Genomic DNA, 20,096 nt, shown 5'->3' on the forward strand with positions numbered 1-20,096 from the left:
TCTCTTCACGGCTCGGGCTGCTATCATTTTCATCTTTGTGCGATCTACACATCCCGCTTTCCAAACAACCGGACAGCCAGCGCCAGCGTCGCCGCGCCGTAAAACAGCGTGTAGAAAAACATCAACTGGCTTGGCGGAGACGTGGTGCCAAATATCCCCTGGGAAGCAAACGAAATCGGGTCCTCCGCTGCCTCGAAAAGCGCGACCGTCGATTGTCTGAACAGCGAATCGGTAGGAAACAACAAGCTGGATATAATCCCGATGTTGATCAGTGCGTTCTCCCCCAAAATCGACCCGATCTGCTCGACAAACCCGCCGATGAAGCTGATTCCGTACAAAATGATCAGGATGATGCCGCCTGTTACCGTCGTCGTGATGCTGCTGAGCAGCAAGGAGACGCAGACGAGAATCACTGGCATCAGGATAAAATACCCGAGCGACGTCCCTATTTGCTGCGCACTCACGTCAACCGCCAGCATGCCTCCGCCAACCCATTGATTGATCCCGAGAATGCCGAGAAACATCAGGAGCGCATAGAGGACAAGCATGCTCGTCAATCCGCCGAACTTCCCCAGGACGTATCGGTGGCGCGGCAACGCCCGGGCCAACCACGTATCAATCTGATGACTCTCGACTTCGTGGGCAATACTGCCGACACTGCTCAGGATCGCGAGCAGCGCCGTAATGAACGAACCAAAGTACAGGCCCATGCCGAGCAGTTGCGTGGAGAAAAAGTTTTTTTGCAGCAGCATGTCACTTGCCCTGCCACCCCATGACTCGTTCATTTCCCGCGCCGCATACCAGGTCGCTACGCCAAACAGCAACAGGAAAGCCAGCGACATCAATATCGTAATCGTAAAAATCCGCTTGGAGATCATCTCCCTATACGTGATTTTCATGATCGGCCACATGTGCTTCCCCCTCCTTCTTTTGCACCCAGTACAAAAATACTTCCTCCAGCGATTGCTGCTTTTGCACAACCTCATGTACTGCAGCGCCTCGGCCAACCAGTGCCTGCAAAAGAGCCGGAACCCGGTTGTCCTGATCCAGAGTCAAAAGCCACGTGGCGCGAGAAGCAGCTTCCCTGAGCAATCTGCTCTCTGTCACGAATGCCGGAAGCTCCTCACCCGCCGAAAAACTCGCCGCTTCCACCGTAAGCTCCACCTGCGGGGCAACGCTGCTCAGCTTGCGCCAATCTCCATGCACGACCAGCTCGCTGCGGTGAATAATCCCTACATAGTTGCAGACGCTCTCCATCTCGCTCAGCAAATGGCTGTTGAGAAAAATCGTTTTTCCTTGATCGCGGAGCCTGGTAATCAACTCGCGCACTTCTTTTCGTCCAATCGGGTCCAGCGCCGAGGTCGGCTCATCCAAAAAAATCAGCTCGGGATCGGACAAGAGCGCACAAGCGATTCCGATGCGCTGCTGCATACCTTTGGAATAGCCGCGAATGCGCTCGCGCTCACGCCCTGCCATCCCTACCTGCTCCAGTACATCCCGGATGACCGCTCTGCCCTGGGAACGGGACAATCCGCACAGCTGGGCGTGGTGCTCCAGGAGCTGTTGGCCCGTCAGCCAATCGGGGTAGCGAAACAGCTCCGGCAAATACCCGACCTTTTGCCGCGATTCCACCGTGCCGATCGGATGCCCAAGCATGACGGCCTTGCCCGCTGTCGGGTGCAGCAGACCGAGCATCGTTCTGACAAACGTGCTTTTCCCCGCGCCATTTTGCCCGAGAAATCCAAACACACTGCCACGCGGCACTTGCAAAGTGATGTTTTTGCAGCCCGCCTTGCCGTTGTACTGCTTGGACAAATCCCAGGTCTCGATTACGTAATTGGACATCTCATGCCTCCTAAAACTTGAAACTTGAAACTTTAGCGGAAAACGGGACAAAGCAGAGCCTCCCCTACAGGAAAACTCTGCCATTCCGCTTTATATTTCGCTTTATGCTGCTTCTTTAGTTCAGCTGTTTTGCCAAAGCCAGAAGTTCTTCTCCACGCTTTTCGCTGCCATCCAAAATGTGGATTTTCCCGTCTTTTTGCCAAACGAGATGCGTATTGTACTCGCTTGTGAGCAGCATGCCCTCTTCGCCGTTCACTTTGACTTCTTTCATGTCGCTTTTGCCGTCCGCCATGTACGGAACAGGAATCGTATGTTTCCAGTCTTTGATGTCAAGCATTTGCTTTTTCACTTGCTCCGGGATGAACGGCAGAGCCAGCATCGTCTCGCGCAGCTTTTCCAGATCTACGCCATCGGGAGCTTTCAGCTCAGGCGCGTCCACAATCGTGTAGGAATAGCTCTCTTTTCCGGTGCCGATATATGTTGTTTGCATTTTCGGCACTTCCAGCGAGATGCGCTTGCCATTCAGCTCGTCGTCGAAGCGAGCATCGATTTGCAGTTGGGCAAGCAGCTTGTTTGCCCGCTCGGTGTCGATTTCGAGATGCATGCGATACGGCGAGGTAACTTCTACCCCTTCCACAGCCATGTCGGCAGGCACTGACGGCAGCTTGACTCCCGCTTTTTCCGCAGCTTCCCGGTTGTTGTAGTAGTGGTTACGGCTTTCCTGTTTGTTGTCATCCATTCCGTCGATTTCGATCTTTCCGATTCCTTTCAGATCGATCTCCCCGGCTTTGCCGCTTGCCATCCAGTTTTCCACTTCTTGCAAGTCTTCTTGCGTCACTTTGACAAATTCGACTTTGCTCATGCGAAACATGGACAAAAAGTCATTAGCCGCCGCCTGTACTTGCGGAAAAGACAGAGACACGGCGACCACAGCTGCTGCCGATGCCGCTGTTACCCAGCGTTTCGTCGATTTGTTCATTTCGTTCCAGCTCCTTTTTGCTTTGCGCTCTTTGTGGTGATTCCACTCACGCAACTGATTGCTCTTGTTTGCCTTTCCTACTGTTTGCGAAAACCGCTGCCAAGCTGCGTCCGTGTTCACTTTCACCTGATCGGCACGGGCGAATACGTCTGCTTCGATCTGTTCCCGCGACCAAACGTCCAAAGCCATCAGCTCATCCAGGCGAGCGCGGCATTGCTCGCACTCCGTCAGGTGACTGCGGAACTGCTCGCTCTCCCGGGCTTCGCACTCTCCATCCAGAAAAGCCTGGATAAAGCCCGTATCTGCACATTTCATCCCTCTTCCCCCCTGATCCGCTCGTATAGCCTGCGAAATTTGTTTTTCGCTCGCGCCAAAATCGTTCCGACAGATTGAACCGGAGTTCCAGTCGCTTTTGCCAGCTCGGCGTAGGGAAAGCCGGAGTATTTCATGACCAGCAAAGTACGCTCACGCTCATCCAGCTCGTCCAGCACCTCTTGCACGTGGCTGATCGCTTCTTTTTCCAGCCATGCTTCCTCGGATGACGGCGTGGTGTGCGCCTGATCCGCAGTAGTGCGCTCCTGCCTGTCCTGCCTGCGCTTCTCTGATCGCAAATAGTTGCAGGCTGCATAGAGTGCCGCTTTGGATAGCCAAGCCGGGATATTCTCTACAGTGGAGCGATCTGTATCGTAAAAGGAGAGAAACACTTCCTGAGCGACATCTTCTGCTGCTTGCTGCTCGCGGACAATCCGCATCGCCTGCCGGACAACGAACGGGTAGTAAGCGGTAAACAGATCGTGAAACGAGTCTGCATCGTCTTGCACCCGCGTCTGGTTCATCGCCAGTTTTGCCTGCACCTCCATCACGTCTCCTCCTTCCTGCAAAGGCCGCTGACTCAGCTTCTATCGCGTTCTACACCTTATAGAAACCGCCGGGACCTTTTTTGTGACAGGATATTTTAAAAAAAATCGTTATTCGTCTAAAAAAGCAGCCGGCTTCTCCAAAAACCGCCGGGTCAGTTGGTAGTGCTCCGTCTCCTGATACCGCACTTCCTGCACAGGCGATTCGTCAAAGCTGAAGATTTTCGCTCCGGGAAAGCCCATCAAAATCGGGGAATGAGTCGCGATCACAAACTGCGCGCCCTCTGCCACCAGTTCGCGCATCAAAAACAAGAAGGCCAGTTGACGTTTGGGCGACAGGGCCGCCTCAGGTTCGTCCAGCAAGTAAATGCCTTTGCTGTTGAAGCGGTTGGTGAACAGCGACATGAACGCTTCCCCGTGCGATTGCGCGTGCAGCGACCTCCCGCCGTAACTGCCGCTGCCGCCGATCGAGTCGATGTGGCTGGCAAACTGGTAAAAGCTCTCGGCCCGCAAGAAAAAACCGTTCGTCTGCTTCGGAAGCCAGGAAAGCCGGATATAGTCGCCCAGACTCGCTTCGGACTTGTGGACGTCATAATAATTGTTGCGCGATCCGCCAGCCGTGTGAAAGCCGCACTGATACGCGACGGCTTCGAGCATCGTCGACTTGCCCGAACCGTTTTCCCCGACCAAAAAAGTCACGCTCGTGTCCAGCTCAATCGCCTCCAAATTTCGCAGCGACGGCAGGTCAAACGGATACCGCCCCGCCTCGGGAAACTTCTCGCGTAACAGCTTGATCGTCCGTAAATAAACCATTATTTTCCCCTCCACACTCACTTTTTTGTCGAGCCACGCCGATACAACCATATAGGGGGGAGTATCGGTGGACAAGGTTTCCTTTCTTCAGGAAAAAAGCGCCTTTCATATGAAATATCCAGAGCAAAGCGACCTCTCCTTCTACCGGTGGTTTACCCAGCAACACCCGGATGAAGCGATTGGCTGGTACCATCTTGGCCAAGCAAAAGAAGCGCAAGGCGACACGCAGCAGGCGCTCGCCGCTTACAGACAAAGTCTTTTTGCCAAACAAGGCCCTTATTTTAACGAGGCGCGAGACGCCTATCAAAAATTGCTTCGCGAGCAAAAACGCCAGAACTGGCGCAACCAGGCACGCTTGCTTCTGGCGGCACTCGCCTTTTTGTACGCCCAGTTTGTGTTCTCACCCGGGCCTTTGCAAGATGCCGCTCCTGCTGCCCGCACACAGACAGCGGAAAAGCCTGTCGGCACTCCTGCTGGATCGCAGCCTCATGTCGAGGTGATTGCGGTTCCTGCGGCACTTGACCCGAAACAATTGCAGAGCCAGGTTCGCCGTTATGTAGAGGGGCGTCGTCCGGCGCTGACACAGCCGTATACAGTCATCGTCGTTCCGGAAGTGCCCGGATCGCCGCTGTTTACGCCACTGTTGTTTTATCAGCCCAAACAGGTGAAAGGGATTGTGCAATACAATCCCGCCAGCCGGAGTGTCATCAGCCAGCGCTGGTTTGCAGCACCAGCCAGCTTCGCTCAGGAGGCGGCGCTTGCAACAGCGCGCACAGACCTCGCAACCGAGCAGCAAACACTTCAGCACGTGCTGACATTGCGCAATGCCCTCTATCGCTACTATCAGCAAAAAGGGACCCTTCCAACCAGGCTGGCAGATTTGGCAGCAAGCTATCCCGGCAACTATTTGCCGCAAATCCCTGTTCCGCCAAAACGTCTCTTGCTGGAAAGCTATCCGTATCACCCCGCTGCTTTTCAGAGCGGAGCGGCATGGGCAAGCTTGCGCGATGTCCTGCCGCTTCCCGGCTATCCTGAGCCGCTGTCGCCTTTGGAACCGCTGCAAGTTCGCCTTGCACAAAAGTCGCACACGCTCCAGCTTTTGAGCGGCACGCATCTCGTGCGCAGCTATCCGGCGGGCATCGGCAAAAACGACTCGACGCCAGAGGGGTACTATACGATCTTGCAAAAAATCAACAAACCGCGCGGCCATGACAACATATACGGCACACGAGGGATGGTTTTTCAAGGAAACGGCTATGCGATCCACGGCACCAACCATCCGGAGAGCATCGGAACCTCCGTGTCTCTCGGCTGTGTGCGCTTGCTCAATGCCGCTGTGGAGGAACTGTACTCCTTCGTCTCACTGGGCACCGAATTTATCATCTCGGATGCCCCTGCTCCCGCAAGCCCGTGGAGCAATCCGCCTTTGTTCGTCCTTCCGGCGGGACCGGAAGAAGAAACGCCACAAGTCATTTACACCTGGCTGCATTAATGTGCAGCCTTTTTCCTTTGAAAAGACGAATCAGCCCTTCGTCTGGTTACGTGGAGATTCCATCCAAGCCAGTCGCCGAACCCGCATCCGCGGACGAAAAAAGCGCGCTCCCCAAGCGGGAACGCGCTACTTGTATTTGGTCTTATTTTTCTTCTTCCAACTGACTGATCGTTTCTTCCTGTTCTTCTTCCGGATTCCAGTAGTCGAGCACTTTGCCTTGCAGAACCTTGCCTTTGATAAACTCCACCTGCTGCTCACTGAAATCTTCTGTCCATTCGACGCCTAATTCCTCCGCCAACCGCACGACAGTCAACAGCTCTGACCAAGCGACGTAGCGTTTGTACCAGAAAAACTGTGGCTGCTCGTTCATATATGGGTACAGGTCGTCAAAATCGGTATGTTTACAGTCGAGAGCTCGCTCAAAATTCACTTTGGCTCGGCTAAGTTGTTCCTTGAAAAAAGTGGGCAAATCTCTTTGTGCGAAGTCAGACATGGACTGTCCCCCTGTCTCCCGATTTACTGGTATTGTACCACGCGAAAGAAGATGTGCAAATAGCTGAATCTGTCGAGTTGTCTATCCTATGCCGCTCAGCCGCCGTTTGTTCCATTTGCTGGCGGCTGCTGTTGGCCGCCGTCTACAGGCTGTACTGGCTGCTGGCTGCCGTCAGAAACTCCCCCCGGCTGGTTTGCTCCCGGATTGGCGATATCAGGCGGAATCTCTCCAGGATTTCCCGGGTTGCCCGTATTGCCCTGGCCCGGATTCGGATTCTGACCGTTCGGCTGTCCGCCGTTGTTGCTGTTGTTGCCCTGGTTGTCGCCGCCGAAATTCGGCGGAATCGTCACAGAGCCATCGCCGTCGCCATTGCCGTTATTGTTTCCATCCGGATTTTGTCCCTGATTGTTGCCGTCCTCGTGGTGCTCTTCTCCGTCGTTAATCAGGTTTTCCAGATTTTGCATGTTAATCTTGGTGATCGGGGAAGGAGTCTGCTCCTCGCCCTGGGCGTTGCGCGGAACCACCACATAGCGATACTGGTTCGGATCATCCAGCACATCGACATAAGTCGTATCCTTCAAGCCGGAAGCGATCAGCACGCGCTCGTCATTTTGCTTGACGCGATAGACGTCATACGTGTAATCAGGAGAACCGCCAATCCAGCTCAAGACTACTTTCATCTGGTTGTTTTCCATAGTCAGGTCTGCTGCCAGTTGCAGCGGCTGCACTGCCTCTTCTTCCGGCTGTTCTTCGACGGCACCTGCTGGCGGTTGGAAATCTGTCGCCTTCACGCCCTTCAAACCTGCTGCGAGCACTTTGGAGAACATTTGCGCCGTCAAGCTGCTTCCCTGACGCATCAGATGCTGTTTGTCCTCGGGATCGAAGCCCATCCAGACCGCTCCGACGTATTCTGGCGTATAGCCGACAAACCAGGCGTCTTTGTTCACACCGCTGTCTCCGGCAATCGATTGGGTCGTCCCGGTTTTTCCGGCTACATGACGGCCAGAGATTCGGGCAGCTTTCCCCGTCCCTTCCTGAACCGCCCGCTCCAGCATCGTGTGAACCGTCCACGCCGCCTGCGGCTTGAGCACTTGTGTCTGCTTGTCTTCGTATTCACGAACGACGCCTTCGCTCTTGTTCTCGATTTTGGCAATCGTGTGCGCTTCCGACATAACCCCGCCGTTGACAAAAGTCGTGTACGCCTGCGCCATTTTCAACGGAGACGTCCCTTGGCTAAGACCGCCGAGGGCGATGGCCAGGTTGCGGTCCTCCGGCGCCAGGTCGACGCCGAATTTTTTCAGGTAATCCAGCCCGTTATTGACTCCGATTTCATTTAACAGCCAAACAGCAGGCACGTTGAGCGAGTCGATCAGGGCGCGGTTCATGCTCACCGTTTCGCTGTATTTGTTGTTGTAGTTGCGCGGCTCATAGCCGTTGAAGCTTTGCTTTTTGTTGCTGAGGGAAGAGTTCGGCCCCCACTTTCTGCCGTCCATATCAACCGCAGGCGCGTACACCGCCAGCGGCTTGAAGCTGGAACCTGGCTGGCGCTTCATGTCGGTCGCGTAGTTAAAGCCTTTTGCGGCGTAGTTGCGGCCGCCCATCATTCCGGCAATCCCGCCGTTTTTCGCATCCACGACAATCATCGCCGACTCGACGCCGCGTTTTGCGCCGTCTTTCGGGAAGTTTTTCGCGTTGGCGTACTCCGCGATCATCGCATCCTGTACTTTCGGATCGAAGGTCGTATAGACGTGCCAGCCGCCACGGTACAACTCTTCCTCCGTCACGCCGTAATTTGCTTCCGCTTCGTCCACCATATGGTCGAAGAAAGCGCGGTAGCCTTTTTTCAGGCTCGCTCCAGCCGTCTCTGTCGGCTCGGTAGGCAATGCCTCCGCCTGCGCTTCATTTTTTTGTGCCTCGGTAATAATGCCTTGCTCGTACATCAGGCGAATGACCGTATCGCGCCGCAGCTTCGCCTTCTCCGGGTTGTTGAACGGCGAGTACGTCGTCGGCGCTTTCGGAATTGCTGCGAGCATCGCTGCTTTGGCAACCGTAAATTTATCAGAGCTGACGGACATTCCGAAGTAGTAGTTCGAAGCGTCCTCGATCCCGAACTCCCCTTCACCCAAGTACACGCGGTTGAGATACATTTCCAAAATCTGATCCTTGGAATAGCGGCGCTCCAGTCCGATCGCAATGCTCATCTCTTTGGTCTTGCGCCAAAACGTTTGGTCCAGGTTGAGGAAAACGTTTCTGGCAAGCTGCTGGGTGATCGTGCTTCCCCCTTCAGCCAATGAACCTTTTTTAATGTCATTGATGATAGCTCCGCCGATCCGTACCATATCGACGCCTTTGTGCTCGTAAAACCGTTTGTCCTCGACAGCAAGGAATGCGTCAATCAACACTTTGGGCACTTCGTTGATCGGTTTGTATTCACGGTTTTTTTGACGAATCAGACTCGTCATCTCTTCACCGTTTTTGTCATATATGACCGTTGGTTCTGCTTTCAAGTCTTTCAGCTTCTGTTCGTTTTCCGCAATCATCCGGTCTCCCGCGTACAACAGGGAAAAGTATCCCCCGATGACGCTCAAGATGAGAAAGACGGCGAATCCTACGGCAATCATCAGCAAGTTGTTCTTTTTCTTCCTGACTTTCTTCTTGGCCTTTGTTGCCATTTCTTACCTCCTGGTTTTCTCTCTCCCCCGCATCTTATATAGACGGATGCTTTTGAAAAAAGTTTCTCCCTTTTGGCACGTGTCTATCATTCCACACTGTTTCGGTTTTGTCACTGGAAAAGCCTATCTCCTTGTGAGAGATAGGCTTTTCTTATGAAGCAAAGGCAATTTATTTGAGCAGCCCTTCTGCTGTAGCCACTACATTTTCTACGGTGAAGCCGTATTCGCGCATGATGCGGTCGCCAGGTGCGGAGGCGCCGAACTGGTTGATCGCGATCACTTTTCCGCCATCTCCAGCATAACGTTCCCAGCCCATAGGAGAGCCCATCTCTACTGCTACACGCGCTTTTACTGTCGGAGGAATGACCGCATCGCGATACTCTTGCGGCTGACGCTCGAACAGGTTCCAGCTTGGCATGGACACGACGCGTGCCTCGATTCCGCGGGAGAGCAGCTCTTCACGCGCTTGCATCACCAAGGATACTTCGGAGCCGGTAGCGAGCAAGATCAGTTGCGGATTGCCGCTTGGAGCGTCTGCGAGCACATATGCCCCTTTGCTCACGCCTGCTTCCGCTTTCTCGATGGTCTCTGGCAAGACTGGCAAGTTTTGGCGAGTCAAAACAAGTACGACTGGCTCGTCTGTGCGGGAAACAGCGTATTTCCAAGCTTCGTTTGTCTCTACGGCATCAGCCGGACGCATAATGGTCAGTCCTGGCATCGCGCGCAAGGACGCCAATTGTTCGATCGGCTCGTGAGTCGGGCCGTCTTCCCCTACAGCGATGGAGTCGTGCGTGAACACGTACACAACCGGCTGTTTCATCAGAGCAGACAGGCGGATAGCCGGACGCACGTAGTCAGAGAAGACGAAGAACGTACCGCCGTATACTTTTACCCCACCGTGCAGAGCCATACCGTTGAGTGCTGCCCCCATGGCGAACTCGCGAACACCAAACCAGATGTTGCGGCCATCGTAGGAGCCTGGCAGGAAGTTGCCCGCTTCTTTGATCACTGTGTTGTTGGAGTGAGCCAGGTCTGCGGAACCGCCGAGGAAAAACGGCACGGATGTTGCCAGTGCATTGATTGCGTTTCCGGAAGCGACGCGGGTTGCCAGCTTCGCCCCTGCTTCGTATACCGGCATGTTGGCATCCCAGCCTGCTGGCAGGTGGCCTTCCTGTGCTGTCGTGAATTGCGCAGCCAGGTCCGGATATGCTTTGGCGTACTCGGCAAACAGGTCACGCCATGCCGCTTCCGCTTTTTCGCCCGCTTCTGCCAGTCCTGCGTAGAAATCAGCCACTTCCGCAGGAACGTGGAACTCTTGGTCATGCGACCACTCGTAGTTTGCTTTTGTCAGCTTCACTTCATCTTTGCCGAGCGGTGCGCCGTGGGAAGCGCTGGAGCCGCCTTTGTTCGGGCTGCCGTAGCCGATGACAGTTTTGACTTCGATCAGCGTAGGACGATCCAGATCTTTTTTCGCTTCAGCGATGGCGGCATCAATCGCTGCCAGATCGTTTCCGTCTTCTACGCGCAAATATTGCCAGCCGTACGCTTGGTAGCGTCCTGCCACATTTTCCGAGAACGAGCGGGACAGTTCGCCGTCCAGCGAGATATCGTTCGAATCGTACAGCACGATCATTTTGCCCAGTTTCAGGTGAGCAGCCAGGGAAGAAGCCTCGCTGGATACGCCCTCCATCAGGTCGCCGTCACCGCAGATGACATACGTGTAGTGGTTCACGATGTCAAACTTGTCGCGGTTGTAGACAGCTGCCATATGTTTTTCCGCCATGGCCATACCGACCGCCATCGCGATCCCTTGTCCCAGCGGTCCAGTCGTTGCGTCAACACCAGCCGTATGTCCGAACTCCGGATGGCCAGGCGTTTTGCTGCCCCACTGGCGGAAGTTATGTAGGTCTTCTAGAGAAACATCGTATTTCATCAAATGCAACATCGAGTATAATAGCATAGAGCCATGTCCCGCAGACAAGACAAAACGGTCGCGGTCGATCCATTGCGGATTGCTTGGATTTACTTTCATGAAACGGCTCCACAGAACATGAGCCATTGGGGCAGCGCCCATCGGCATTCCCGGGTGGCCGGAATTTGCTTTTTCGATGGCATCAATAGCCAGCGTGCGGATGGTGTTAATGGATAGCTGATCGACAGACGTATGCTGAGTCATCTCGCGAAATCCTCCCTGTGCTTTTCTATAAAATCATACCTAGTATCGGGTAAAACACACTGTGCCATTATAGCACAGTTCAAAGTCAGATTCATGCTTGCTTTCATAGAATAAGGAGGTCTTTTTCGAATGTCTTCTACGCTCTACCTCATCATTGGAATTGTTTTGGCCATCGCCGGTTTCGGCATGCTGTTCGCAGCGATGAGCAGTTCCCCTGCCCTGAAGAAAAACCGGGAAAAACTGCGCAGAAAAGCGGCCGAAAATCATCGTCCCGAAGAGCATTGAGAAAGGAACCTCGTCATGCGAAACTACTTTACGATGCCAGTTGCCGTGCACCTGTTTTTGCTGCGCGGACAGGAAATTTTATTGCTTCGCCGTTACAATACCGGATATGAAGACGGAAACTACAGCGTTCCGGCCGGACATCTGGACGGCAATGAAGAAGTCAAGGCAGCAGCCATTCGCGAGGCCAAGGAAGAGTGCGGGATCGACCTCGCACCATCGGACCTTTCGCTTGCAGGCGTCATGCACAGACGGTCTTTTGACGAGCGCATCGACTTTTTCGTCGTCGCGCGTAACTGGCAGGGAGAGATCGTCAACGCCGAGCCTGACAAATGCGACGAACTGATCTGGGTCGATCTCGACAAGCTGCCCGACAATATGATTCCCTATGTGAGACAAGCCATCTCCAATTACAGAAGGAACGAGTGGTTTGACAGCTTCGGCTGGGAAGCTTCCTCTGCACACGCCGCCAATTGAAAAAGGAGCCAACTGTACCTGCACACTCTTCGCTCAGGCAGTCGGCTCCTTTTCCAATTGTTGAGGGCAATCCCCGCTTTCCTGCGAGTCGGCAGGAATCATAAAGCAGCGCAGTCGTATGTACTGGCGAATCACCATGTATACAGCGGCTGCCAGCGCTACCGTCGTCAACGTAATTTTGCTGTAGGAATACACGCCTGCAAGCATCACATCCAACTCAGCAGCAAACCAGTAGCCCATGAGAAAATAATGCAGCGTCCAGACAAACGTGCTCGGTAAAAAGAAGACCAGAAACTGTCCGAGCGGCATCCGATACAAGCCAGCAACGATCGGCACGATATGGCGGATCACCGGAATAAACATGCTGATCACAAGCACCCAGCCCATGTATTCTTGCTCCCAGTCCATGAGCCTTACGTGTTTGTGCCAACGCTTGCCCGCCCATTTTGCCAATACTGACGCTCCCAGCCAGGCACTCACCAGATAGCCCGCCCCCACTCCCACGCTCACAGCCGCAAACACCGCTGCATACACAACAAAAAACCCGGTGTCCACATGCGCCATTCGTGCGCCAAAACCGATCACTGACATCTCATCGGGTGAAAGCTGCCAAAAAAATTGTTTCCAAAACGAATGAAACATGATTGCAAAACTCTCCTGCTCCACAGGCGCTCCCCCCTCTCCGATTCCTTGCTTCTATCGTAGCGGGTAAACCTTTCTAAAAGAGAGAGAATGCCTTAAGTTTTCTAAAAGGAATTCTGAAGAATTTCTTAAGAGGGCGGCATGGGCGTGAACAGGCACACAAAACAAAAAACGCGCTTATCATCGCCGCGTCGCAAAACGGCAGATAAACACGCCTGTCCCTGGTTTATCGGGCTTCCATCGCTTTGCGCTTGCTGTGCACAGCTGACATGGCCTCCATAAACTCTTCTTTTTCAATCACATTCAGTTCGTACAACTCGCGAATTTCATCTTCTATCAGCAACAGATCCCCCACCGGGTCCCCCGTGTAGATGAACAAGCCGAAGCGGTGCAGAAACGCCTTTAAATCGAAATCATTGGGGTTGGCTTTCAATAGGCTCCCTCCAGATCGATTTCCATCCTCGCGAGGACGGCATCGTAGTCAAACTCGACAGCAAAGCCGGTAATAACGATGATCTTCGCATACGGATACGCCTCTTTCCACGCCTCCTCCTCAACCGGTTTCAATCCGACAAGATAGAGCGGATCTTTGGAAAGCTCCGGGTGCTCCTGGCACAGACGCAAAAACTCGCGGCATCTGTCCTGCTCCTGTGCCGCATTCAGAACGAGTACCGCGCGTTCCACTTCCTTTGACTCCCGTTGTCCGGCAATCAGTTCAAACGTTTTTGCAGTAGGCACCATCGCGTTCACTTCCGGAAAACGGTCGAGAACCTCATCCAGCCAATCATCTTCATGCCAGGCCAGGTAGTACAGCATTGCAGTAGACATGATCACAAACACCTCATGGATATATACTAGACAACTTGCCAAACGATTCTTCTTTCTTTTCCATTATAGCACGAGAAGTGCACGGCTGCCCACGCCGCTCGCTTGACTTCGACAGTTCGTTCACGTAAGGTGGAAAATGCAAGCAACTGATAGTGATGATTTTTGTGTGAAACGAGGTAATTTGTTGTGAAGAAGAAGCATCTTGCCCTCTTGTTCTTCGTCGCATTTTTGACCATGCTCGGATTCGGTATTATCATTCCCATCCTTCCCTTTTTTGCAGAAAAACTGGGTGCGACCTCTTTTCAGATCGGCGTTCTGTTCGCCAGCTACAATATTATGCAGCTGTTGTTTGCACCCGTTTGGGGAACTCTCTCGGACCGGATCGGGCGCAAGCCGCTCGTTTCTTTCGGGCTACTCGGCTTTGCCGTGACGTTTATCCTGTTCGGAATGGCGGAAAGCTATACGGAAATGCTCGTTTACCGCATTCTGGGCGGAATCGTCTCTGCTGCCGCGTTGCCGACTGTAACGGCGATGGTTGCCGATTTGCTCCCAACCGAAGAGCGAGCAAAAGGGATGGGGGTCGTCGGCGCGGGCATCGGGCTCAGCTTTGTATTCGGCCCTGTCATAGGCGGCCTGCTCAGCGGCTACGGCTTTGCCGTTCCGTTTTACGCTTCGGGGCTTGTCGCGCTGCTGACGTTTTTCTTCATTCTTTATGCGTTGCCGGAAAGCTTGCCGAAGGAAAAGCGGACGAGCCTGCGAAAAGAAGCCAGTCAAAACCCGCTGGTCTCGCTCTTTGGCTCCCTGTCTCTTTTGTACGGCATTTTGTTCGTCGTGTCGTTTGCCTTTTCCGGTCTGGAAACGACTTTTGCCCTGTACATCCATGACTTGTACGGCTTCACATCCAAAGACCTCGGCTACATGTTCCTCGTCATGGGCATCATTGCAGCCTGTGTGCAGGGCGGCTTGATCGGCCGCCTGGTCAAGCAGTTCGGGGAAGCGGCCATTCTCACCATGGGGATGATTTTTTACGGGATCGGCTTTTTCGCCATTCCGCTGTCGGGAAACTTTTGGGTACTCGCTTTGATTCTGTCTTTGTTCGGCGCGGGCCAAGGCATGATTCGCGCAACTGCCACCGCGATGATTACGCAGCGAACAACGGAAGGCCAGGGGATCACAAGCGGAGCGATCAGCTCGATGGACAGCCTCGGTCGCATTCTCGGCCCGCTGGCTGGCGGCGCCGTCTACACCTTTTCGCACAGCGGCCCGTTTTTCCTCGGCGGCGTCCTGATGGTGCTGATTCTGCTCTGGTTCCAGTTGAGCCATCGGCGACTGCCGGACCCGGAGCCGACGGTGCAAGCTTAGAGCCATAGGCGAGAGCTGGAACAGCAGCCGAAAGTTCGATCTTGAGGCGTCGGTGAGGACTGCTGAACCCGGAGCCAATCATTCAAGCCTAGTCACATCGCCAGGCAAAAAGCGAGGCAGCAACAGTCTTATTGACGACTGTTGCTGCCTTTTTTATGAACATAGTCTCTAACCTTTTCCAAATCGACGCACTTGCCGCCTGCCTTACACTTCCTGCATGCTCACCCAGGCGACGTAGCAGTCATCGATTTCTTGCTGGACGTGCTCGATTTCTGTTTGCCACGCAGCCAGTTGCTGATAGTCCGTCTCTGCTTGGGAAAGCAGCCCGGTCAAGCTCGCCTTTTTCTCTTCCAGCTTGGCAATTCGCTGTTCCAGCTCAGACAGCTTGTAAGTGTTCGGGCGTTTTGGCGCTGCTTCTGTGGCTACCACTTCCCGCTTAGGCTCTGGCGGCTTTGGCTTTGCTGCTGGCTTGGCTTTTGCTTCCCCCGCAAGTCTGTCCGCCCTCTTCTGCGAACGTTCCTTTTGCTTGGTTCTCGCCTCTTCATACGTGCCTACGTCATGCACGATCCGCTTGTCTTCCACCCAGAAAACGCCGTCTACCATTTTTTGCAGAAAATAGCGGTCGTGGGAAACAATAAACAGCGAGCCGTGGAAATCGGCGAGCGCTTCCTCCAGCGTTTCCCGCGCTTCAATATCGAGATGGTTCGTCGGTTCGTCGAGAATGAGCAGGTTGATGTCCTGATGCATCAACTGGGCCAGGCGCAAACGCATTCGCTCGCCACCGCTCAGCTGGCTGACCTTTTTGAACACATGCTCGCCGTAAAACAGAAACTTCGCCAGCAAATGTCTCGCCTCTGCTTCCGTCACTTTCGCGACATCGCGGAACGCTTCGATCAGCCGCTGGTTTTGATCCCCTTCCAACGCTTGCTGCGAGAGATAGCCGACTTTGACGCTGCTGCCGATTGCGAGCCTGCCTGCATCCGGCTCTGTCTCTCCCAAAAGCATGCGGATCAACGTGGACTTCCCGCAGCCGTTTGGCCCGAGCAGTGCTTTGCGCTCCCCGAAACGAAGCAGCAAGCTGGCGTCAGCAAACAGCTGCTTTCCGCCGTACGTCTTGTGCACGTCTGTTACGATCAGCACGTCCTGGCCGCTGCGGTCTGTCTTTTTGAATTGCAGCCCCATCCGGTCCGCTTCCATTTTTGGCCGCTCGATGCGTTCGATCCGGGCCAGCGCTTTTTCCATGCTTTTCGCCCGACGGTGAAACGCCTCGTTTGGCGGGTTGGAGCGATTGCCCCACTCTTTTAGCCGCTTGATCGTCTCTTTCATTTTTTTGATCTTTTTCTGCTGCTCCTGGTAGGCGGCAAACTGCCGCAGCAAACGCTCCTCCCGCTCGGTGGCAAAGGCGCTGTAGTTTCCGATGTAAAACTCCGCTTCCCCGCCGTCCACATGGTAGACAGAAGTAACGACTGCATCCAGGAAATAGCGGTCGTGGGAAATAATCAGCACCGTTCCCGGATAGCTCTGCAAAAATTGCTCCAGCCACTCCATCGACTCCACGTCCAGATGGTTCGTCGGCTCATCCAGCAGCAGGACATCGCTCTTTTGGCACAAAAGCTTGGCAAGCCCCGCCTTCGTTTTCTCCCCTCCGCTCAGTTGGGCAAACGGCGTAGCGAGCAGCTCTTCGCTTACTCCCAATCCTTGCACGACCTGAGTCATACGCGTCTCCCACTGGTAGCCATCCTGCTGCTCAAATTCGTCTTGCAACTTCTGGTAACGCTGCATCAGCCGATGCAACGCCGCTTCGTCCTCGTAGAGCAGCGCCATCTGGCTTTCCAGCTCGCGCATCTGCTCCTGAATGTGGCGAACTTCAGCAAAAGCGCTCGCCACCACATCTCGCCCCGTCCACTCCTGCGGATACTGCGGGGATTGCGGCAAATACGCCCACACCGTTCCTTTTGCCCGGTACAGCTCGCCTGAGTCCGGACTTTCGATGCCTGCCAGCAGTTTGAACAAGGTCGTCTTGCCCGCACCGTTTGGGCCGACGATTCCTACCCGCTCGCCCGCTTTTATTTCCAACGTAATATTTTGCAAAACCGGATCGGCTCCGTACGATTTTTGTAATTGGGTAGTTGCGACGATAATCATGATTTTTTCCTCCCTGGTATGTGGTACGGTTCAACATAATGGTCTTTCCTGGCCGGCCCCGGCGATTTTTGCCCCCATATGCCATCTGTCTGCCAAAAGGCAAAAATGGACGCAAAAAAGCCGCAGGCCATTACCTGCGGCATCGCGAGGGGAAGATATCGTCAGCCAAAAATGCTGCCCGAATCAGTCACCCATTATTGACAAGAACAAACCGTCCCTGGTCGATGCATGGTACGCCTATGGAAACTTCGTTCAGTTGTATGCGCAAAAATGGGCAGACTGGTCCCGTTGAAAGAAAAATCATGCGTCATACTGGAAGTTTCTACCACAAACCACGCCTGAACGGTTCCGAACACGTACACACACCTCCATTCCCAAGGATTAGGTAAATCTTATCCACCATCATAGTACAGCTGCGAGCGAAAAACAAGGGGCAGTCAGCAAAAGAAACGGCTGCTTATTGGTTGCTTTGCGTCCCTTCAAACAAAGGTTTGTTCGTATCGGCATCGATGAACACAATCGTGTTGTACGGCGGGAGCTTCACTTTTGCCGTCAAGTACGGATAGGTGATCACTTGCGGATACATCATCCCTGGAACTGGCTCTGTCAATTTCACGTAGACCAAAAGCTGCTCCCAGCTCTGCTGCACCTTCGTGACTTGCAGGCCGTAACCGGGGTGAGGAGATTGGCCGCGCGCGATCACGTACAAGTCTCCCTGTTGGTGAATGCCTTGCTTGCCTTTGACGGACTCGACGAACTCCTGCTCTGCTTCGGTCAACTGCTTTTCATCCACGAGGACGAACGAATCATTTTGTCCGGATGACACAATTTCCACCGCCCTTTTCTCGGGATTCCAAGCAATCTTTTGGCCTGCCTGCTCCACTAGCCACCTCAGCGGCACATACACGTCTTTGCCGCGAAGCAGCGCTGCTTCGCCACCTTGAACCGCCTTGCCGTCAACCGTCACCGCTCCGGAATCCAGCTGGTAGGCGATCGTATAGTTGCCGACTTTCATCTGTCCTGTTTGTCCTTGCAGCGTCCACTTCGCTTTCAGGATGCTCGCTGCATCTTGGGCCAGTACGTACGTTTTTTGCTGATGCAAAACGGCCTGTTTTTGCAAAGCCGCCGCTTTTCCATCTACGGAAATCGTTGCCGTCTGTGCCTGGCTCCCGCTTGTCGCTGCCGCCACCGAGTAGACGGACACAAGCTGGAGGCTGAGGGCTGCAATCAGCCATGCTTTTTTGTTCATCTTCGTTCCTCCATTCCTTTTTGCCGGGATTCATTCTATCTTCTATCTTGTTAGACTTACCTCAGGTCTTATTCGTTTCAGTGCTCTTGCCACAAAAAGAACAACCGGCCTGACCAGAAAGCAGACCGGTTGTCCATGGAAAAAACAAATTAGTGCAACAGCCAGTTGCTCATCAGCACAACAGCCGGAATCGTCAAAAGCGCCAGCAACGTCGAAAAGACGGTCGTCATCGCGCCCATTTCCTCATCTGCCTTGTAGCGTCCAAACAAAATCGAGGCGAGCGTCAAAGTCGGCATGGCCACCTGTACCAATGTCACACTGACGATATCGCTGTCCAGCGAAAACACGGAGAGCAGCAGCGCCGTCAAAAGCGGAAAGACAAACAGCTTGAAAGCAAGCGGCATGCCAAGCAGCGGCAATGATACTTGCGGCTTGCTGCGCAAAAACAGCGGGAGCAGCATCCCGATATACATCATGGCGAGCGGCGAAGCCAGTTTGGCCAGCGTGCCAAACAGGTGCTTGACTGGCTCAGGCGGGGCAAAGCCGATCAGCGCGGAACCAAGCCCGAACACGATGGCAATCATCGGGATGTTGATCAGCGTTTTCAGCCCTTTGAGCGAAAACGAGCCTTTTTCCTGGAGCATCATGACCCCGACTGTCCACAGCACGACGTCGACGCCAGCGTCAAAAATGGCAGCCAGGAGCGCACCTTTTGGCCCGAACAGCGCTGCGCACAGCGGCAGACCGATAAAGCCCGTGTTGCCGAGGCCAGACAAGATCGCGATTTCCCTGCGCTTTTTGGCAGGCAACGGCAATGTCCTCGCTCCTGCCCAGCCGAGCAGGATGCCCAAACAGTTCAACACAATCGAAATGACGAATATTGCAAAAATTTGCACCAAAAGCTGGTTATCGATCTGGGTTTGAAAAATCCCGTCCAAAATGATGCAGGGCATCGCCACGTTGATAATGATCGTAATGACGAGCTGCCGCGAATCGGCCGTCAACGGCTGTCGGTAACCGATCAGGCTACCAATGCCGATGATGACGGCCATGATGAGTACGGATTGCTGCAACGTCTGAAATTCCATCGCACCGTCCCCCGCTTACATTTCGATCGGGAGCCATTGCAAATTTGCCGGCTCGCCTTTATCGCATGTCCGCAAAACATCCCCGCAAAGCGGAACAGCTTGTTCGAGCGGAACGCACCAGGAGAGCGGGAACACCGCTTCGCTGCCTTCAATCACGAGCGATGCCATCACCGCGTTCTGCTCGCCATTCGTCAGCACAAAATGCTGCTCGCCTGGCTCGTGCTCTTTCCACTGGACAAGCACTTTGCCGTTGTTGCCGCCAGCCACCACCAAATCCACGTGGTCACCGTATGCGGCATGCACCAGCGTGCGATTCTCGCCATTCAACTGCGCGATTTCCTTCAATACTTCGTGCCAGGCTACATGCTTCTGCTCCGTTCCACTGCCATCGGTATACATACGCCAGTCGTTTAACATGCTGATTGACTCCTTTTATCCATTCATGGTTGTCTTTGTCCCAAAGCATCAAGATGTTTCGTCCGAAAAAATGGGCAAACGCCCAAGGTCGTACTTATTGTACGCTATCTGCCCCCACAACCTCAACCACTACTTGCAAGCCCTCTGACGCTCCTGCACATAGCGATAGGGCAATTGGAGAATCCTGAGAAAGGAACCGTTTGCAGACCAAGAAATTCATAGTAAACAAATCGGAATAAATATTTTTATGATTGACAAAGACCGATGAGGCTACTACTA

Annotated in this window: 19 protein-coding genes; 4 read left to right on the forward strand and 15 right to left on the reverse strand. The window is 53.9% G+C overall.

From position 1 onward, the window contains the following. Window positions 1-44 precede the first annotated feature (44 nt). The 5 genes from DEP07_RS10390 to DEP07_RS10410 all read right to left on the reverse strand — a co-directional run bounded on the left by DEP07_RS10390 (window position 45) and on the right by DEP07_RS10410 (window position 4,494). Window positions 45-911 carry an ABC transporter permease gene (locus tag DEP07_RS10390; protein ID WP_063228018.1) on the reverse strand — a complete coding sequence of 289 codons (867 nt, stop codon included), beginning with the start codon at window positions 909-911 and terminating at the stop codon, window positions 45-47. Then, window positions 883-1,845 carry an ABC transporter ATP-binding protein gene (locus tag DEP07_RS10395; protein WP_242774879.1) on the reverse strand — a complete coding sequence of 321 codons (963 nt, stop codon included), beginning with the start codon at window positions 1,843-1,845 and terminating at the stop codon, window positions 883-885. The genes DEP07_RS10390 and DEP07_RS10395 overlap by 29 nt, the downstream gene beginning before the upstream one ends. 115 nt (window positions 1,846-1,960) lie before the next feature. Then, window positions 1,961-3,139, reverse strand: coding sequence for an anti-sigma factor family protein (locus tag DEP07_RS10400; protein WP_122963912.1), 1,179 nt, complete (start codon window positions 3,137-3,139; stop codon window positions 1,961-1,963). Continuing rightward, window positions 3,136-3,684 carry an RNA polymerase sigma factor SigX gene (locus DEP07_RS10405; RefSeq protein WP_122963911.1) on the reverse strand — a complete coding sequence of 183 codons (549 nt, stop codon included), beginning with the start codon at window positions 3,682-3,684 and terminating at the stop codon, window positions 3,136-3,138. Before DEP07_RS10405 ends, DEP07_RS10400 begins: the two co-directional genes overlap by 4 nt. Before the next feature lie 108 nt (window positions 3,685-3,792). Beyond that, on the reverse strand, window positions 3,793-4,494 hold the full coding sequence (locus tag DEP07_RS10410) for an AAA family ATPase (protein WP_122963910.1): 702 nt from the start codon (window positions 4,492-4,494) through the stop codon (window positions 3,793-3,795). A gap of 67 nt (window positions 4,495-4,561) precedes the next feature. Between DEP07_RS10410 and DEP07_RS10415 the strand changes: the two genes are divergently transcribed. Next, window positions 4,562-5,986: a L,D-transpeptidase family protein gene (locus tag DEP07_RS10415; RefSeq protein WP_217022347.1), complete on the forward strand. Its 1,425-nt coding sequence runs from the start codon at window positions 4,562-4,564 to the stop codon at window positions 5,984-5,986. Between the two features lie 142 nt (window positions 5,987-6,128). On the opposite strand, the gene DEP07_RS10420 is transcribed toward DEP07_RS10415, so the two are convergent. The 3 genes from DEP07_RS10420 to tkt form a co-directional block, all read right to left on the reverse strand. Continuing rightward, window positions 6,129-6,479, reverse strand: coding sequence for a hypothetical protein (locus DEP07_RS10420; RefSeq protein ID WP_122963908.1), 351 nt, complete (start codon window positions 6,477-6,479; stop codon window positions 6,129-6,131). Window positions 6,480-6,574: 95 nt separating this feature from the next. After that, complete coding sequence (locus DEP07_RS10425) at window positions 6,575-9,151, reverse strand: transglycosylase domain-containing protein (RefSeq protein WP_287102439.1); 2,577 nt, start codon at window positions 9,149-9,151, stop codon at window positions 6,575-6,577. A 169-nt stretch (window positions 9,152-9,320) separates the two neighbouring features. Further along, window positions 9,321-11,327, reverse strand: a complete 2,007-nt coding sequence (gene tkt / locus DEP07_RS10430; protein ID WP_122963906.1) for a transketolase — start codon at window positions 11,325-11,327, stop codon at window positions 9,321-9,323. Window positions 11,328-11,456: 129 nt separating this feature from the next. Between tkt and DEP07_RS10435 the strand changes: the two genes are divergently transcribed. Next, entirely contained in the window at window positions 11,457-11,612 is a 156-nt protein-coding gene (locus DEP07_RS10435; RefSeq protein ID WP_167470275.1) for a hypothetical protein, read from the forward strand. Window positions 11,613-11,627: 15 nt separating this feature from the next. Next, complete coding sequence (locus tag DEP07_RS10440) at window positions 11,628-12,086, forward strand: NUDIX hydrolase (RefSeq protein ID WP_122963905.1); 459 nt, start codon at window positions 11,628-11,630, stop codon at window positions 12,084-12,086. 33 nt (window positions 12,087-12,119) lie between these two features. Here the strand turns inward: DEP07_RS10440 and DEP07_RS10445 are convergent, their stop codons facing one another. From DEP07_RS10445 to DEP07_RS10455, 3 genes are all read right to left on the reverse strand, one after another. Continuing rightward, a complete protein-coding gene (locus tag DEP07_RS10445) occupies window positions 12,120-12,728 on the reverse strand; it encodes a DedA family protein (protein ID WP_063228180.1) in 609 nt (202 codons plus the stop codon). Between the two features lie 226 nt (window positions 12,729-12,954). Beyond that, window positions 12,955-13,161, reverse strand: coding sequence for a YqgQ family protein (locus tag DEP07_RS10450; RefSeq protein ID WP_063228008.1), 207 nt, complete (start codon window positions 13,159-13,161; stop codon window positions 12,955-12,957). Next, window positions 13,158-13,556, reverse strand: a complete 399-nt coding sequence (locus tag DEP07_RS10455; protein WP_122963904.1) for a hypothetical protein — start codon at window positions 13,554-13,556, stop codon at window positions 13,158-13,160. The genes DEP07_RS10450 and DEP07_RS10455 overlap by 4 nt, the downstream gene beginning before the upstream one ends. Window positions 13,557-13,742: 186 nt before the next feature. Here DEP07_RS10455 and DEP07_RS10460 point away from each other — a divergent pair, with 186 nt between their 5' ends. Then, window positions 13,743-14,918 carry an MFS transporter gene (locus tag DEP07_RS10460; RefSeq protein ID WP_281868136.1) on the forward strand — a complete coding sequence of 392 codons (1,176 nt, stop codon included), beginning with the start codon at window positions 13,743-13,745 and terminating at the stop codon, window positions 14,916-14,918. Window positions 14,919-15,122: 204 nt separating this feature from the next. Here DEP07_RS10460 and abc-f read toward each other — a convergent pair whose 3' ends face one another. From abc-f to DEP07_RS10480, 4 genes are all read right to left on the reverse strand, one after another. Beyond that, complete coding sequence (gene abc-f / locus DEP07_RS10465; protein ID WP_242774873.1) at window positions 15,123-17,063, reverse strand: ribosomal protection-like ABC-F family protein; 1,941 nt, start codon at window positions 17,061-17,063, stop codon at window positions 15,123-15,125. A 457-nt stretch (window positions 17,064-17,520) separates the two neighbouring features. Continuing rightward, window positions 17,521-18,312 carry a stalk domain-containing protein gene (locus DEP07_RS10470; RefSeq protein WP_242774871.1) on the reverse strand — a complete coding sequence of 264 codons (792 nt, stop codon included), beginning with the start codon at window positions 18,310-18,312 and terminating at the stop codon, window positions 17,521-17,523. A 149-nt stretch (window positions 18,313-18,461) separates the two neighbouring features. After that, window positions 18,462-19,400: an AEC family transporter gene (locus tag DEP07_RS10475; RefSeq protein ID WP_122963900.1), complete on the reverse strand. Its 939-nt coding sequence runs from the start codon at window positions 19,398-19,400 to the stop codon at window positions 18,462-18,464. A 15-nt stretch (window positions 19,401-19,415) separates the two neighbouring features. After that, complete coding sequence (locus DEP07_RS10480; RefSeq protein WP_122963899.1) at window positions 19,416-19,817, reverse strand: hypothetical protein; 402 nt, start codon at window positions 19,815-19,817, stop codon at window positions 19,416-19,418. Between the last annotated feature and the right edge of the window lie 279 nt (window positions 19,818-20,096).

Source organism: Brevibacillus sp., from assembly GCF_003521185.1.
Classification (GTDB): domain Bacteria; phylum Bacillota; class Bacilli; order Brevibacillales; family Brevibacillaceae; genus Brevibacillus; species Brevibacillus parabrevis.